This window comes from Thermoactinomyces sp. CICC 10522 (assembly GCF_016055075.1).
In the GTDB taxonomy this organism is placed as follows: domain Bacteria; phylum Bacillota; class Bacilli; order Thermoactinomycetales; family Thermoactinomycetaceae; genus Thermoactinomyces_A; species Thermoactinomyces_A daqus.
This window is the reverse complement of sequence record NZ_JAECVY010000006.1, coordinates 35614-51468: the sequence shown is the minus strand read 5'-3', so window position 1 is coordinate 51468 and position 15855 is coordinate 35614. Positions and strand designations below refer to the sequence as shown.

The 15855-nt window shown below is 51.7% G+C and carries 15 protein-coding genes; 10 read left to right on the top strand and 5 right to left on the bottom strand.

Features of this window, described 5'->3' with window-relative positions:
• Positions 1–2 precede the first annotated feature (2 nt).
• From I8U18_RS10235 to I8U18_RS10215, 5 genes are all read left to right on the top strand, one after another.
• Positions 3–983, top strand: coding sequence for an alpha-ketoacid dehydrogenase subunit beta (locus tag I8U18_RS10235; RefSeq protein WP_033100116.1), 981 nt, complete (start codon positions 3–5; stop codon positions 981–983).
• A 121-nt stretch (positions 984–1104) separates the two neighbouring features.
• Complete coding sequence (locus I8U18_RS10230) at positions 1105–2388, top strand: dihydrolipoamide acetyltransferase family protein (RefSeq protein WP_198055876.1); 1284 nt, start codon at positions 1105–1107, stop codon at positions 2386–2388.
• Positions 2389–2392: 4 nt separating this feature from the next.
• Complete coding sequence (gene lpdA, locus I8U18_RS10225; RefSeq protein WP_198059106.1) at positions 2393–3811, top strand: dihydrolipoyl dehydrogenase; 1419 nt, start codon at positions 2393–2395, stop codon at positions 3809–3811.
• A gap of 263 nt (positions 3812–4074) precedes the next feature.
• Positions 4075–4707, top strand: coding sequence for a hypothetical protein (locus I8U18_RS10220; protein WP_198055878.1), 633 nt, complete (start codon positions 4075–4077; stop codon positions 4705–4707).
• A 16-nt stretch (positions 4708–4723) separates the two neighbouring features.
• Positions 4724–5116: an acyl-CoA thioesterase gene (locus I8U18_RS10215; protein WP_033100120.1), complete on the top strand. Its 393-nt coding sequence runs from the start codon at positions 4724–4726 to the stop codon at positions 5114–5116.
• 111 nt (positions 5117–5227) lie between these two features.
• Here the strand turns inward: I8U18_RS10215 and I8U18_RS10210 are convergent, their stop codons facing one another.
• From I8U18_RS10210 to I8U18_RS10200, 3 genes are all read right to left on the bottom strand, one after another.
• The gene (locus tag I8U18_RS10210) at positions 5228–5455 is read right to left on the bottom strand and encodes a DUF1128 domain-containing protein (RefSeq protein WP_160173818.1); all 228 of its coding nucleotides are present in this window, start codon (positions 5453–5455) and stop codon (positions 5228–5230) included.
• 140 nt (positions 5456–5595) lie between these two features.
• On the bottom strand, positions 5596–6177 hold the full coding sequence (locus I8U18_RS10205) for a YdcF family protein (RefSeq protein WP_198055879.1): 582 nt from the start codon (positions 6175–6177) through the stop codon (positions 5596–5598).
• A 44-nt stretch (positions 6178–6221) separates the two neighbouring features.
• Complete coding sequence (locus I8U18_RS10200) at positions 6222–6539, bottom strand: iron-sulfur cluster biosynthesis family protein (protein ID WP_052154035.1); 318 nt, start codon at positions 6537–6539, stop codon at positions 6222–6224.
• Between the two features lie 305 nt (positions 6540–6844).
• Here I8U18_RS10200 and hutU point away from each other — a divergent pair, with 305 nt between their 5' ends.
• The 3 genes from hutU to I8U18_RS10185 are packed head-to-tail and all read left to right on the top strand — an operon-like array spanning position 6845 to position 10785.
• Positions 6845–8506, top strand: a complete 1662-nt coding sequence (gene hutU / locus I8U18_RS10195; protein WP_198055880.1) for a urocanate hydratase — start codon at positions 6845–6847, stop codon at positions 8504–8506.
• A gap of 6 nt (positions 8507–8512) precedes the next feature.
• Positions 8513–9805 (top strand): imidazolonepropionase, encoded by a 1293-nt coding sequence (gene hutI, locus I8U18_RS10190; protein ID WP_198055881.1) that lies wholly within the window; start codon positions 8513–8515, stop codon positions 9803–9805.
• Complete coding sequence (locus I8U18_RS10185; protein WP_198055882.1) at positions 9787–10785, top strand: agmatinase family protein; 999 nt, start codon at positions 9787–9789, stop codon at positions 10783–10785. The genes hutI and I8U18_RS10185 overlap by 19 nt, the downstream gene beginning before the upstream one ends.
• Positions 10786–10809: 24 nt before the next feature.
• On the opposite strand, the gene I8U18_RS10180 is transcribed toward I8U18_RS10185, so the two are convergent.
• Complete coding sequence (locus tag I8U18_RS10180; protein ID WP_198055883.1) at positions 10810–12318, bottom strand: class I adenylate-forming enzyme family protein; 1509 nt, start codon at positions 12316–12318, stop codon at positions 10810–10812.
• 409 nt (positions 12319–12727) lie between these two features.
• Here I8U18_RS10180 and tpx point away from each other — a divergent pair, with 409 nt between their 5' ends.
• Positions 12728–13249 (top strand): thiol peroxidase, encoded by a 522-nt coding sequence (gene tpx, locus I8U18_RS10175; protein WP_033100126.1) that lies wholly within the window; start codon positions 12728–12730, stop codon positions 13247–13249.
• Between the two features lie 102 nt (positions 13250–13351).
• Positions 13352–13924, top strand: a complete 573-nt coding sequence (thpR, locus tag I8U18_RS10170; protein ID WP_152568491.1) for an RNA 2',3'-cyclic phosphodiesterase — start codon at positions 13352–13354, stop codon at positions 13922–13924.
• A 4-nt stretch (positions 13925–13928) separates the two neighbouring features.
• On the opposite strand, the gene thiC is transcribed toward thpR, so the two are convergent.
• On the bottom strand, positions 13929–15761 hold the full coding sequence (gene thiC, locus I8U18_RS10165) for a phosphomethylpyrimidine synthase ThiC (RefSeq protein ID WP_198055884.1): 1833 nt from the start codon (positions 15759–15761) through the stop codon (positions 13929–13931).
• Positions 15762–15855 lie beyond the last annotated feature (94 nt).

The window sequence follows — 15855 nt, the reverse complement described above, 5'->3', positions numbered from 1 at the left end:
CCATGCCAAAGATGACAATGGTAAAAGCAATCAACGATGCCCTGCGCGTGGAATTAAAACGGGATCCGAACGTGCTCGTATTCGGTGAAGACGTAGGGGTTAACGGGGGTGTGTTCCGCGTTACCGACGGCTTGGCCAAAGAGTTCGGGGAAGACCGTGTGTTTGACACTCCTTTGGCTGAGTCTGGAATCGGCGGTTTGGCCATCGGTTTGGCTACCCAGGGATTCCGTCCTGTTGCGGAAATCCAATTCATCGGTTTTATTTTTGAAGCGATGGATTCCATCTGTGTCCAAGCTCCGCGGATGCGTTACCGTTCCGGCGGCCGTTACCAAGCACCAATCGTATTCCGCGCTCCGTTTGGTGCCGGGGTGAAACCACCGGAACTTCACGGGGACAGCTTGGAAGGTTATCTCACGCAAACACCGGGATTGAAAGTCGTTTGCCCGTCCAATCCATATGATGCCAAAGGATTGCTGATTTCGGCCATTCGTGACAACGATCCCGTTTTCTTCCTCGAACATCTGAAATTGTATTTCTCTCTCAAGGATGAAGTGCCGGAAGGAGAATACACTGTTCCGATCGGGAAAGCAAACGTGGTTCGCGAAGGTTCCGATGTGACCATCATCACCTACGGCGCCATGGTTCACACCTCTTTGAAAGCCGCTGAAATTGCGGAAAAAGAAAGAGGAGCCAAAGTGGAAGTAATCGACCTGCGGACGCTCAGCCCGCTCGATACCGAAACCATTATCAACTCGGTTGAAAAAACCGGCCGTGCGATCGTTGTGCAGGAAGCTCCGCGCAGTACCGGTATTGCTGCCGAAGTGATTGCGCAAATTAATGAAAATGCCATTTTGAAACTGGATGCACCGGTCAAACGCGTTGCTCCGCCGGATACGGTCCTCGCCTTCCCGCTGATTGAGGAAGAGTGGATTCCGGATGCTTCCCGCGTTGTGAAAGGCATCTACGAAGTTCTTGATTTTTAATGATTTGTCTTCCCATGACGGCTGTGTAGTTCGGGCGGACACAGTCTATCCGCGGTGACTTCCGGTTTGGTCACCGCCTCCTTTTGCCCGATGATCTGAAGTTAGAACAGGAGGAACTATCGTGGCAGCATATCAGTTTAAGTTGCCGGATGTGGGTGAAGGGATCCACGAAGGCGAAATCGTGAAGTTGCATGTCAAAGAAGGCGATCGGATTCAAGAATTCGATATTTTTGCCGAAGTTCAAACCGATAAGGCGGTAGTGGAAATTCCCTCCCCGGTGACAGGGGTTGTGAAAGAGATTAAAGTAAAAGAAGGCGAGATCGCCTTGGTTCATTCCACCATCGCCGTCATTGATGCCGAAGGTGTAGCAGAAGAAGAGGCTGCCGGGGAACAAGCGGCAGAATCGGTTGAAACGAAAGAGGAAAAACCGGCAGAAGCGAAACAGGAAGCACAAGCGGAAGCGCCTGCCGCCAAACGCGGCAATGTGAGCGCCATGCCGTCCGTTCGCAAACTGGCGCGTGAACTGGGTGTTGACATTACACAAGTGACAGGTTCCGGCAAAAACGGGCGGATTTTGGCCGAAGACGTCAAACGCTTTGCCGAGGGAGGCGCGGTTCAACCGGCTACAGAGCAAAAAGCGGAAGCACCGGCTCCGGAAGTGCCCGCGGCAGCACCTGCGCAAAAAACACCGATCGAAACGACCGGAAACGAGGAACGGATTCCGCTCAAAGGCATTCGCCGCACGATTGCCACGCGCATGGTCGAGAGCAAACATACGGCTCCGCATGTTACCCTGATGGACGAATTCGATGTAACCGAACTGATCGAATTGCGCAAATGGGGCAAATCCGTTGCTCAAGAGCGCAACATCAAACTTACTTATCTACCGTTCTTCATCAAAGCGGTCGTGGCCGCCCTGCGTGAGTTCCCGACTCTGAATGCATCCATTGACGATGAAAAACAGGAGATTGTGATCAAACATTACTATCATATCGGCTTGGCCACGGCAACGGACAATGGCCTTATGGTTCCTGTCATTCGCGATGCCGACCGCAAATCGATGTTTGATCTGGCCAAAGAAATTGCCGACAAGGCTGCACGCGGCCGCGAAATGAAGCTGGATCCGAGTGAACTGAAAGGCAGCACCTTCACCATTTCCAGCCTCGGCGGTTTTGGCGGTGAATTCTTCACACCGATCATCAATTATCCTGAAGTTGCGATTCTCGGTATCGGGGCAATCAAAGAGAAACCGGTTGTTCACAATGGCGAAATTGCCGTTCGTTCCATCCTGCATGTATCTTTGAGCTTTGACCATCGCCTGATCGACGGGGATGTTGCTGCACGGTTTATCGGACGTTTGAAACAAGTCTTGGAAAGCCCGAAATTGTTAATGATGGAGATGTGATAACATGGTAGTGGGAGATCTTGCTCAAGAAGTAGATGTTCTCGTCATCGGCGCGGGCCCCGGCGGATATGTGGCCGCCATTCGCGCCGCCCAATTGGGACGTTCCGTTGCAATCGTGGATAAAGGAAATCTCGGGGGCGTTTGTCTCAATCGCGGATGTATTCCCTCCAAAGCGATCATCTCGGCTTCTGAACGGTATACCGGGATCAAGGAAGCGGGCGAAATGGGGATCGAAGTTTCCGGCGATGTGACCGTCAATATGCCCAAACTGATGGAATGGAAAAACGGAGTGGTGAAAAAGCTGACCGGCGGCGTAAAATCGCTCCTCAAAGGAAACAAAGTGGAGATTTTAAGCGGTGAAGCATTTTTCAGCGGTCCCAATTCCGTTCGTGTCGTAACCGACGATTCCAGCCAAACCTATAAATTCAACGATGTGATCATCGCGACCGGTTCCCGTCCGGCTGAGCTGAAAATCCTGCCGTTTGACGGCAAACGGATTCTCTCCTCGACGGAAGCACTCAATCTGCAAGAAGTGCCGAAGCGTCTGATCGTGGTCGGCGGCGGTTATATCGGATTGGAACTGGGGACGGCTTATGCCAAACTGGGTGCGGAAGTAACCATTCTCGAAGGAACCAAATCTCTCCTTCCGGGAACCGACCCGATGCTGACCAAAGTTGTCAGCCGCAAATTGAAAAAAACCGGTGTGAACGTCATTACCGAAGCGATGGTGCAAGGCGGCGAAAACACGGGCGATGAAGTTGTCGTTCGTGCGCAGGTGAACGGGGAAGAACAAACGTTTACCGCTGACTATTGCCTTGTTGCCGTTGGCCGCAAACCCAACACCGATGAGCTCGGTCTGGAATATGCGGGTGTCGAACTGGATGAGCGCGGATTTATCAAAATCGATAACCAATGCCGCACCAATGTGGAACACATCTATGCCATCGGTGACTGCGCAGGCGGTGCGCTGCTGGCCCACAAAGCGAGCTACGAAGGCAAAATTGCCGCCGAAGCGATTGCCGGGCTCAACAGCGTCATCGATTATCAGGCCATGCCGTTTGTTATCTTCAGTGATCCTGAAATCGCCTATACCGGCTTGACCGAAGCGCAAGCGAAAGAACAAGGTTATAACCCGGTTGTCAGCCGGTTTGCCTTCCAAGCCAACGGACGCGCGTTGTCCATGAATCATGCCGAAGGTTTTGTACAAATCGTTGCTGATTCCGAAACCAAACAAGTACTGGGTGTACAAATGGTTGGTCCGGAAGTTTCCTCGTTGCTCGGCGAAGCAGTATTTGCCGTGGAAATGGGAGCAAATGCCGAAGATCTGGCCCTCACCATCCACGCGCATCCGACCTTGCCGGAAACGATTATGGAAGCAGCGGAAGGCATTCTTGGACATGCGATTCATATGGTAAATAAATAATTTCTTGCAACCCCCCTTAAAACGCTTTTTGAGCATTAAGGGGGGTTGTTTTGTGGAAATATGACAGAAATTTAAAAATAATCTTTCTGCTGTCTGATTTGCCTCCGATTCATAATATAATAGTCGTGTAGTTTGCATGATGACCGCAGTGCTTTTTTATTGCAAGAAGACGAAAGAGCTTTTATCAGGAGCATGCAAATTTTAACAAAAATTATTATTTTAAATTTCGTTAAATTGAAGGAATTTTAAGGGGTTACATGGAAATGATTAAATCCCTCTTTTATAAGTGGCTGCAACCGATCATCGTGATGAGGAGAATGGGGGAGAATGCGTTTGTCACAGGGATGACAGCGTGTTTAAGGAGGCATGGGTTGATGAAAATGGGCGATATCATTCCGGCGTTGAAAAAGATGAATGTCAGTCTTAAGCATGAAAAACCGGGTGATATGACAAACGGGCAGCTTCATGCCGTTTTTCGGATTGTGGGCGAAATTCTGGGAGATCAACCGACGGTTACGATCGAAGATGAAGAAGCGTGGATGAAATATAAAAACAATTTTTTAACGCGGCGGGTGTTGCACGCCTGGGCGAAAGCCCGGTTTAAAATTTATTTGAATTCAACATCTGCAACAGAGAAAACAGAAATTATGGCTGAATTGTTTGAACAGATCAAGCCGGTGCTTTTTAAGTGTTTTATTGAAGAGTACGGGGTGGAAGGGCTGCCGTTAAATCCGCTGACCTTCCGTGCCTTTGTATGGAATCAGGCGTACATTGCCAGGAAGTTTCATTGTTATAAAGATGAACAATACTGGAATGAAATGATAGACATGATCGATACGCTGAAAGAAGAGTGTTTTGCCGACCGGTGGAAAAATATTTATTTAAGCGATGTGTGAACTGGGGAGGGAGAAGATGAAAACCTCAATTCAGATTGAAGTGCGGCCAACGGAAATCGATGTGATGGGGCACGTCAATAATGCAAAATATCTGGAATACATGGAATGGAGCCGTGAGGATTGGTATAACTGTACGGGATTGCCTTTTGACGTGTTTACGGAAATGGGAGTGGGGACCGTTACCGTCAATATCAATATCAACTATCGGAAAGAAGCGAAACTGGGGCAGAAACTGACGATCTCCACGGAGCCGATTCGCAAGGGGCGCACCAGTTTTGTATTGAAGCACGAAATCTATAACGAGCAGAACCAGCTGGTGGCTGATGCGGAAGTGACATGTTGTACCATCGACCTGAAAGCGCGCAAATCCGTTCCGCTCCCCAAAGAACTGGCGGCACACTTTGCCTAGCGGAGCGGGGTACATACTTTTGCGGTGAAAGTGGCTGTGCAGACAAGTCATGGATTGTCAAGAAGACAGCGGGCAAGAAGTGGGACGCTGCTTTATGCCCGCTGCCTTCTCTTATTTTTGCCGCAGATCGCGCAGTTCTTCCAGGATGCCTTCGATCTCCATCATGGTCAGCTTTCCCTGCTTTTTTTCAATCAACTCATAGATCTCACGGATTTCCTCATATTGACCGAGATTGAAATCGTTTGGGTTGATCAGAGCGGCATTGACCAACTTGAGCTTCGCTTTGATCTCATTGATGAGATATTCCAGATTGGCCTCGGTTGCCTTTTCCAAATTCACCGTTTCCATCCTCTCTTTGTATGACATTCCTTATTATTGTAACGAAAAAAGGCCGAAAAACCCAGTATGATCGCAGCAATGCTCCGAAAGGCCGGGTGTTTGAGGAATGTGACTTCCTGCGCCCCGGCAGCATTATCCGGCTATTTTTTTAACAATTGTTGCTTGACCAGCGCCAAGCATTCACGCGCTTTGTGATAGGGAACGAACAGAACCTTCGAGTGAACGGGAGAAGGATCGGCCTTGATCCCGAACCATTTGGCATACTGCAAAGCGCGGTACATATGGTAATCGTGTGTGATGACCGTGATGGATGCAAAGGGTTTCTGCTTCAGAATGGCGGCGGAGTATTGCATGTTTTCCTTGGTGTTGGTCGATCGCTTTTCAAGAATGATCCGGCTGCCCGGAACCCCGTGGGCAACCAGGAATTGTTTCATGCTTTCCGCTTCCGTTATTCCTTCCTCTTCCGGTCCTCCGGATAAGAGAAGATAATCCACTTTTCCTTGTTGGTACAGCATGATGGCCGTTTGGCAGCGCTCCTTTAAAGCGGGGCTTGGCTTGCCATCCCACAGTGCGGCACCCAGTACAATACCGAGCTGATAATGGCCCGTTCCGGGTTGGACATCATCATAGCGCGAGACGCAATTCCAGAATACGGCTACGGGGAGGAGGATCAGGAGCGCCATCAAGGCGGTCGCGAATAAGATCCACTTTTTAAACTGCATGGTTTCTCTTTCCTTTTGCGGAGAAATTGATCTTCTGTTTACCTTCATTCAAAAGGGCATTCCGGCATGGATGGCGGGTGTGGATGAAAGATGGAAAATTTCCCGTTTTCCGGATTGAGGTCGATGATGACCCCGTCCAGCCATTCCCGCTCATCGCCGCGCCAGACAAAGGGGACGCCGTTGACAGAAACGGTTTCCATGCGCGCGTCAGCCTCGGTTATTTCCAAGGCGAACGAAAGGCTGTTGCAACCGGTGGTGAGCGGAATAATGCGAACAGCCAGGGAATGGCCGCCGGATTTTTTTTCTTCATAAAGAAGCAGATGCAGTTTGGCCGCGGCGCGGGGGCTGAGATTGATGTTCATGATTTCATCTCCGTCCAGTGAAATTCCAACGGTTCCGAGCAGAGTTCACAAAGAAATATATCAAAAAACAAGGGGTCTGAAAAGAAAGGCATGACCCGGCCTGCATTCGAGTCTGCGTCATTGCGCTAAATCACTAATACAGTCGCTTGCTCCTTGTTTTTATTCAATGTTAATGTAAAAACGAGAAGTTGTTAAATTATAAAATTTTATTTTTATCTGTCGCCTTGGTATTTAGCCGGTCGTGAAATATCATTTGCCTTTATCGTTCCGAAAGTTCTAAACCGATGTCAGAAGGGGGACGGGCTATGCGTGACTGGAGCCGGGAAGTGATTCGTGCACCCCGGGGAACGAAGCTGACGGCCAAAGGATGGATTCAGGAAGCGGCACTGCGAATGCTCATGAACAACCTTGATCCGGATGTGGCCGAAAAGCCGCAGGATCTGGTCGTTTATGGCGGCATCGGCAAAGCGGCGCGCAACTGGGAGGCATTTGCGGCGATTGTGGATACGCTGACCAGACTGGAAGATGATGAAACGCTGTTGGTCCAATCCGGCAAACCGGTTGCGGTGTTCCGAACGCACCGGGATGCGCCGCGGGTGCTGTTGGCCAATTCCAATCTCGTTCCGGCCTGGGCAAACTGGGAGACGTTCCGCGAACTGGAGCAAAAAGGGTTGATCATGTTCGGGCAGATGACGGCGGGAAGCTGGATCTATATCGGAACACAAGGAATTTTACAGGGAACGTATGAAACATTTGCCGAAGCGGCCCGGCAACACTTTGGCGGTTCGTTGCGGGGAACCGTCACCGTGACGGCAGGACTCGGCGGAATGGGCGGGGCTCAGCCGCTGGCGGTGACCATGAACGGCGGAGTGATCATCGCTGTTGAATGTGACCCCGCACGGATCGAGCGCCGTTTGGCTACCAGGTATCTGGATATGAAAACGGATTCGCTGGATGAAGCGTTGCAATTGGCCCAAGCGGCAAAACGCGAGGGGCGTCCGCTCTCCATCGGATTGTGTGCCAATGCGGCTGAAATCCTTCCCGAGATGGTCCGGCGCGGATTTATTCCTGATCTGGTCACGGATCAAACTTCGGCGCATGACCCGTTAAACGGCTACCTCCCGGAAGGAATGACTCTGGAAGAAGGGGACCGCTTGCGAGAGATCGATCCCGATGCGTATGTGAAGGCGGCCAAGGCGAGCATGGCCAGGCATGTAATGGCGATGCTGGACATGCAAAAACGCGGCGCTGTCGCTTTCGACTACGGTAATAATATCCGGCAAATGGCTTATGAGGAAGGGGTGAAGGAAGCGTTTAACTTCCCCGGATTTGTGCCGGCTTTCATCCGTCCGCTGTTCTGTGAAGGCAAAGGGCCCTTCCGCTGGGTTGCCCTGTCGGGGGATCCCGAGGACATTTATAAAACGGATGAAGTGATCCTGCGCGAATTTGCCGACAATCAGCATCTGGTGCGCTGGATCAAACTGGCGCAGGAAAAAGTGCAGTTTCAGGGGCTGCCGTCCCGCATTTGCTGGCTCGGCTACGGGGAACGGGCAAAATTCGGGCGCATTATTAATGACATGGTCGCTTCCGGGGAGATTAAAGCACCGATCGTGATCGGGCGTGATCACCTCGATTGCGGATCGGTCGCTTCGCCCAACCGGGAGACGGAAGGGATGAAAGATGGCAGCGATGCCGTTGCCGATTGGCCACTGCTCAACGCCATGATCAATGCCGTCGGCGGAGCCAGTTGGGTTTCCCTGCATCATGGCGGGGGCGTCGGAATGGGTTATTCAATCCATGCAGGCATGGTGATCGTGGCCGACGGAACACCGGAAGCGGGCAAACGGCTGGAACGGGTGCTGACCACCGATCCGGGCATGGGCATTGTCCGCCATGTGGACGCCGGTTATGAACGGGCGATCCGGACAGCGAAAAAACACGGGATTCAGATTCCGATGATGGAGTGAGGAACGATGAACCGATGGCTGATTCACGGCGCGAGCCAGCTCCTCACCTTGAAGGGGGCCAGCGACCGGCCGAAGCGCGGCAAGCAGATGTCCGAATTGGGCATCATAGAGCAGGGCAGTCTGGCCATTGAAAATGAGCGGATTCTCGCGGTTGGCAGCAGGGAAGAGGTGGAGCGGGAGGTCCGATTGCGCTGGGGCGGGCTTGACGGGGTCCGGGTGCTGAATGCCGCCGGCAAAGTGGTGATGCCGGGATTGATCGACCCCCACACGCATCTGGTCTTTGCCGGAACGAGGGAATATGAGCTGGAGATGAGGTTAAACGGCCGCACCTATTTGGAAATTTTGCAAGCAGGAGGCGGCATTCTGGCCACCACGGCCATGACGAGAAGCGCGACGGAAGAGGAACTGACGGAACAGACGCTGAAGCGGTTGGATCGCTTTTTGCTCCACGGTGTCACCACGGTTGAAGCAAAAAGCGGCTACGGGCTGACGCTGCAGGATGAGTTGAAACAATTGCGCGTGGCCAGGCGGGTTCATGAGGAACATCCGGTCGATGTTGTTCCCACTTTTATGGGAGCCCACGCGATTCCAGAGGAATATAAGCATGATCCCGAAGAATATGTGCGCCTGGTGATCGGGGAAATGATCCCCCGTGTTGCCGGGGAAGGTTTGGCGGAGTTTTGTGATGTTTTTTGTGAGAAGGGTGTTTTTTCGCTTGAGCAAACGGAACGCATTTTAACGGAGGCCAAAAGGTGGGGATTGGTGCCGAAATTGCATGCCGATGAGCTGGAACCGATGGGTGGCGCTGAATTGGCCGCGCGGATCGGAGCGATTTCCGCAGACCATCTGCTGAAGGTTTCCGATCGCGGGATTCGCGCCATGGCGGAAGCGGGGGTCGTCGCCGTTCTGCTGCCGGGCACCGCTTTTTTCCTGATGGCTCCCTGTGCCCGGGCTCGCGACATGCTGGAAGCGGGTGTGCCGGTTGCGCTTTCCACCGATTTTAATCCCGGTTCATCACCGACGGTTTCGCTGCCGGTCATCATGAATCTGGCTTGTTTAAACATGAAGATGACGCCGGCCGAAGTGATTGCCGCTGCGACGATCAACAGCGCCCACGCCATCGGCAAAGCGGGAGAGATCGGCAGTCTTGAGCCGGGCAAACAAGCGGATATTTTGATCCTGGATGCTCCGAACTACGCCCATCTTTCTTATCACTACGGAGTGAATTTGACTGATTCGGTCTTTAAAAAAGGGGAATTGGTTGTGCAGGGAGGGAGACGATGCGATCTGCCCATCTGAATCCGCCGCCGTTCATCCATCAAACGGGTGGAAGCGATCCCTTTGATCCCAAGGTGAGCGGTTGGATTTTGCCGTGGGATGGCAAAGAGGAAATGGATGTAGGGTTTATCGGGGTTCCGCTTTCGCGTTCCTCGATCAGCGCTTCTGCCGCCAGTGAAGCGCCGATGGCCGTCAGACAGAGCTGGCGCAGTTTTTCCACCTACGATGTGGATCACGATGTAGACCTGTTTCCGCTTAAGGTGCGGGATCTTGGCGACATTCGCATGCATGTGACGGATATTTCGCTGTGCCACCGCCACATTGAACAAGGGATGAAAGACGTCTATGAGGCGACTGCCCGTTTTCCTGATTTTCTGCCGGTGATCATGGGCGGGGATCACTCGATTACCTGCCCGTCCGTGAAAGCTTTTGCGCAGTTTCATTCGGGAAAAAAGATCGGGCTGTTGCAGTTTGACACCCATTTTGATGTGCGGAGCCTGGAGAGCGGGGGGCCGAGTAATGGCACGCCGATTCGCGGATTGATCGAGTCAAGTACGATTCAGGGGGAAAACATTGTGCAGATCGGCATTCACGGTTTTGCCAACGCAGCGGTTTACCGGCGATATGTCGATGAGCAGGGGATTGTCTTTTTTACCATGCGCGAAGTGCGCAGCCGGGGTCTTTCAGCAATTATGGAAGAGGCGGTTTCCCGGTTGAAGGAAAAGGTTGATCTGATCTATGTGACCGTGGATATCGACGTGCTGGATCTTTCCTTTCTGCCGGGATCTCCGGGCCCTTCCCCGGGCGGAATGTTCTCATGGGAGATGTTCGAAGCGGTGCATCGGTTGGGAAAGGAAGAACAGGTAAAAGCACTTGATCTTGTCTGCCTCGATCCGTTTCGCGATGTGGCCGGAGTTTCGGTAAAAACGGCGATGCACACGATTTTATCCTTCCTGTCCGGGGTTTGTCTGCGGCGGAGAGGGGTAGAAGACAGCCTGTGAGTCAGCTTCTCACAGGCTGTTTGTTTATTCCTGATTGGCATATTTTCGCAAGAGGTATTTCAATGTTTTGCCCATGCTGTTTTTCGGCAGCTCGTCAATAAACTCCACGTCATATAACTTGTAATCGGCCAGGTGTTTGCGCGCATGGGCGAGGATCTTGTCCGCCGTGATTAAGGCCCCTTCCTTTAACACAACATAGGCGCGCGGCAATTCTCCCCAGACCGGATGCTTCACACCGACAACGGCCACATCGCTGATTTCCTCCAACTGCATGAGGATGCTTTCCACTTCGGCCGGAAAAACTTTTTCACCGCTGCAGATGATCATATCACGCAGGCGATCGATGATATACAAAAATCCGTCTTCGTCCAATTTGCCGACATCTTTTGTGTAATACCAGCCGCCATGAATCACTTTTTGCGATTCCTCGTTGTTCTTCCAATAGCCGAGAAATACCTGTTCCCCGCGGACAACCACTTCACCGTACTCTCCCGGCGGCAGTTCTTCGCCAGTAACAGGATCGAGAATCTTGATTTCCGTTAAATAAAGTCCTTTTCCCACTGAATGGCATTTATCCAATCCCATGTTGGGCATCCAGTATGTAATCGCACCCGTAAATTCCGTTGCCCCGTAAACCTGATTGATGGAATAGCCCAATTCGTACATACCCTTGATCAGATGGGGCGGCACCAGTGATCCGCCGCAGACGATGCTCCTGAGCGAGGTGGTGTCGCGGTTGCAGCTTTTGGCTGTTTCCAGCATATAAGTCAGCATGGACGGGACGGACATCATGCCGGTGATTTTTTCGGCTTCGACCAGATCCCAGAGCTGAACCGGATTAAATTGGGGAGCCAGAATTAATGTCATGCCGCGAATGATCGCATTGATAATAAACATCATTCCGCTGATATGAAACAGAGGCGTGACAAACAGAAAACGGTCGGCCAATCGCAAATCCAGCGTATTGATATTGGCAAGTCCGGCGGCATAAATATTTTTGTGCGAGCAGACGACGCCTTTTGGTTTTCCGGTCGTCCCGGAGGTATAGATGATTATGGCCGGGTCATATTCCTCAACCGGGAGGTTTGGCTCCGTGTCGGGATAGTAAGAAAGCAAGTCGGCAAAGGAGTCATGGTTTTCATCCCGGTATATGCGGATCGCTTCTTCCAGTTCCGGCAGGTTGCCGATCTCTGCGATTGCCTGCTGAAACGCATGATCAAAAAACAGCAATTTTGCCCCGGAGTCCTGCAAAATCCATCCGATCTCGGCCGGCTTTAACCGCCAGTTGATCGGGACGGCAATCGCACCGATTTTTGCCGCAGCCAGGAAAATGAGGGGAAAAGGATAATCATTGGACAAGAGAAAAGCGATTCTGTCTCCTTTTCTCACATTGCGCTGCAACAGGAAATTCGCCAGGCGGTTGACGAGGGAAGCATATTCTTTATAAGTGATTCGTTTTCCGGCAGAGACGACTGCTTCAAGATTAGGAGTCAAATAAGTTCGACTGCGCAAAAGTTCACCGAGCGTATTCATGAATGGCCTCCATTTAAAATTTGATGAAGTAAGGGGAGGATGTTTGGATCGAGTAATATAATTTAAAATAAATATTTTATGAAATGATCCAAATCCTCTTTTCATAATAAAGAAGGAAAGCGGTTATTTCAATCTTGTGAATAAGGGAAGCGATGCGAAAGATCGCTCTTGTCAATGAAGGTGAATCTCTTCGGAATCATATGGAATTTAATCCTTGAGACATTGCTGACCAAGCATTTGCGGTTGATCGTGTATGTATGAGCACTCCAGTGAGAAACGGTGTCCGCTTCGGGAAAAAAGTGAACGGACAGGCGTCGTCCGGGGAGAATTCATCGGAATGGCTTGTTTCCCTTCAAAGGGAACTCATGGTAAGATAGAGAAGAATTCATGAAATAGGAGGCTGGTTGTGATGGCAGTAGAACGTCATGGAGCCGTGACATTTAAAGGCAACCCGGTTACCCTCATCGGCCCGGAGCTCAAAGTGGGCGATCAAGCACCGAACTTCACCGTATTGGCGAATGATCTTTCTCCGGTCACCCTGGAGGACAGCAAAGGGCAGGTTCGCATCATCAGCGTGGTTCCTTCCCTGGACACAGGCGTCTGTGATCTGCAAACCCGCCGTTTTAACGAAGAAGCCGCCAAATTGGACGGAGTGAAAGTTCTTACGGTCAGCGTTGACCTTCCATTTGCACAAAAACGCTGGTGCGGTGCAGCCGGAGTGGAAAATGTGCAAACGCTCTCCGACCATCGTGATCTTTCGTTCGGCACGGCCTACGGGGTGGCAATCAAAGAATTGCGCTTGTTGACCCGGGCTGTTTTCGTTGTCGACCAAAATGACAAGGTGGTTTATGTTGAATACGTAAAAGAAGCAACCAACCATCCTGACTACGAAGCACCTGTTCTTGCCGCCAAAAAAGCGCTGGGTCAATAAGTTACATAAAGCGGGAGAATGATTTATGCGCATAAAGGAAGGGGACCCTGTAACAGATGAGGGTCCCCTTTTTAAATCTTGAAAACAAAGGAAGTGAGCGATTTGCAACGTCAGCCTGAACCGCGATTGTTCATTGCCGTTTCCCTGCCTGCCGGACTGAAACGGATGCTGGCAGACTGGTGTGAAAAACAGAGCGAAACTTGGGCTTTCGGCAAATGGGTGAATCAGGAAGACTATCATATCACCCTGAAATTTTTGGGCAATTGCACTCCGCGGCAAATCAGGGAAATAACGGAGGAACTGCGCGGACTGGCAGCGGTTGCTTCCCCCTTTTCCCTGACGCTTGCGGGACTGGGAACGTTTGGCCGCCCTGCCTCACCGCGAATTTTGTGGGCTGGGGTCAGCGGGGATTTGCCGGCTTTGACATCGCTTGAACAAAAGATCGGAAACAGACTGGCTCCGCTTGGCTTTCCCCGCGAAGAGCGCCCATACCGCCCGCATGTGACATTGGCGCGAAAATGCCAAATGCATGATTTTCCGGCCCCGGAACTGTTACAGGCGGCATGGCCGGAGAGACTGACGCAGACTTGGATCGTCCGGGAATTGATCCTGTATGAAACGAAATTGGGAAAACAGCCCATGTATCACGCAATGGCCCGTTTCCCATTCCGCTGATCGCTTATTTGTAGATCGATGAACCGGATTGTTTGAATTCGGCCGCCTTTTCCTTCATTCCTGCTTCTGCAGCTTCTGCCAGCGCCAATCCGTTTTTCTCCGCGTATTCGCGAATATCCTGCGTGATGCGCATGCTGCAGAATTTGGGCCCGCACATGGAACAGAAGTGAGCCGTTTTCGCAGGTTCGGCCGGCAGGGTTTCGTCATGGAACGCTCTGGCCCGTTCCGGATCGAGCGATAGATTGAACTGGTCGACCCACCGGAACTCAAAACGCGCTTTGGACAAGGCGTCATCGCGAATTTGCGCGCCGGGATGACCTTTTGCCAGATCGGCAGCGTGTGCGGCGATCTTATAGGCGATCACCCCTTCTTTTACATCTTCTTTGTTCGGCAGGCCCAGGTGCTCTTTCGGAGTGACATAACAGAGCATCGCGGTTCCGTGCCACCCGATCAGCGCTGCACCGATGGCCGAGGTGATATGGTCATAACCGGGAGCGATGTCGGTGGTCAATGGACCTAATGTATAGAAAGGAGCTTCATGGCAGATTTTCTGTTCGATATCGATATTTTCTTTGATTTTATGGAGCGGTACATGGCCTGGTCCTTCGATCATTACCTGCACGTCATATTCCCATGCAATTTTCGTTAACTCTCCCAGTGTGTGAAGCTCCGCCATCTGTGCCTCGTCATTGGCATCGGCGATCGACCCGGGGCGCAATCCGTCGCCGAGCGAGACGGAAATATCATAGGTTCTCAGGATTTCGCAAATCTCCCGGAAATGGGTGTACAGGAAGTTTTCTTCATGGTGTGCCAGACACCAGGCAGCCATGATCGAACCACCGCGGGAGACGATTCCGGTCACGCGGTTTGCGGTCAGCGGAACATATCGCAGCAGCACACCGGCATGAATGGTGAAGTAATCGACTCCCTGCTCCGCCTGTTCAATCAGGGTATCGCGGTACACTTCCCATGTCAGATCTTCCGGAACGCCGTTCACTTTTTCCAGCGCCTGATAAATCGGCACGGTTCCCACCGGCACGGGTGAGTTGCGGATAATCCATTCCCGGGTATTGTGGATGTTTTTCCCCGTGGACAGATCCATAATGGTATCGGCGCCCCACAACGTCGCCCAAGTCATTTTTTCCACCTCTTCTTCAATGGAGGAAGAAACGGCGGAGTTACCAATATTGGCATTGATTTTGACATGAAAATTTTTGCCGATGATCATCGGTTCGGCTTCCGGATGGTTGATGTTGGCCGGGATGATGGCGCGTCCGCTGGCCACCTCCTGCCGGACGAATTCGGGATCCAGGTTTTCACGGATGGCGACGAATTCCATTTCCGGCGTGATGATTCCTTTTTTGGCGTAATGCATCTGCGTCACCGTTTTACCGGCTTTGGCGCGCAACGGCCGAACATTGGGATGCGGGAATGTGTCGAGCTGCCGGACTTTTTCTTCCGACCGGTATCCGTTGTCGACCGGTTGTACCTGCCGGCCTTCATATTCCTCTACATCGCCCCGCTCCAGAATCCATTTTTGCCGCAGTTTGGGCAAGCCCTTGCGCAGGTCGATCTTCGCTTGCGGGTCGGTATAGAGGCCGCTCGTGTCATAGACGCGAACCGGATCATTCGGGGTTTCCCCGCGCCAGTCCTTGGTCGGGGACAGTGAAATTTCCCGCATCGGAACGCGGAGATCGGGACGTGATCCTTCGACATACACTTTCTTGCTGTTGGGATAAAAGTAGCGGTTCAATTTGCTTTCCTCCTGTTTTGTGGATAGGGTCCACAAGGAGAAAACGGGAGAGGATAAATGAGGGAAGAGAAATAAAATAGCCATACACCAAGCGCGTATGACTGGAAAATGGAGAAAATTTGCGAAAAGGAGATGCAATGATCCCTATTCATCCATTCCTACGCTGGCATTACCCAGA

Excerpts from the sequence above, each read along its gene's own strand:
- I8U18_RS10180 (WP_198055883.1), bottom strand. The coding sequence starts at position 12,318 with ATGAATACGCTCGGTGAACTTTTGCGCAGTCGAACTTATTTGACTCCT.
- I8U18_RS10235 (WP_033100116.1), top strand. The coding sequence starts at position 3 with ATGCCAAAGATGACAATGGTAAAAGCAATCAACGATGCCCTGCGCGTG.
- hutI (WP_198055881.1), top strand. The coding sequence starts at position 8,513 with ATGAACCGATGGCTGATTCACGGCGCGAGCCAGCTCCTCACCTTGAAG.
- I8U18_RS10215 (WP_033100120.1), top strand. The coding sequence starts at position 4,724 with ATGAAAACCTCAATTCAGATTGAAGTGCGGCCAACGGAAATCGATGTG.
- lpdA (WP_198059106.1), top strand. The coding sequence starts at position 2,393 with ATGGTAGTGGGAGATCTTGCTCAAGAAGTAGATGTTCTCGTCATCGGC.
- thiC (WP_198055884.1), bottom strand. The coding sequence starts at position 15,761 with ATGGCTATTTTATTTCTCTTCCCTCATTTATCCTCTCCCGTTTTCTCC.
- I8U18_RS10220 (WP_198055878.1), top strand. The coding sequence starts at position 4,075 with ATGATTAAATCCCTCTTTTATAAGTGGCTGCAACCGATCATCGTGATG.
- I8U18_RS10205 (WP_198055879.1), bottom strand. The coding sequence starts at position 6,177 with ATGCAGTTTAAAAAGTGGATCTTATTCGCGACCGCCTTGATGGCGCTC.
- I8U18_RS10185 (WP_198055882.1), top strand. The coding sequence starts at position 9,787 with ATGCGATCTGCCCATCTGAATCCGCCGCCGTTCATCCATCAAACGGGT.
- tpx (WP_033100126.1), top strand. The coding sequence starts at position 12,728 with ATGGCAGTAGAACGTCATGGAGCCGTGACATTTAAAGGCAACCCGGTT.
- I8U18_RS10200 (WP_052154035.1), bottom strand. The coding sequence starts at position 6,539 with ATGAACATCAATCTCAGCCCCCGCGCCGCGGCCAAACTGCATCTGCTT.
- hutU (WP_198055880.1), top strand. The coding sequence starts at position 6,845 with ATGCGTGACTGGAGCCGGGAAGTGATTCGTGCACCCCGGGGAACGAAG.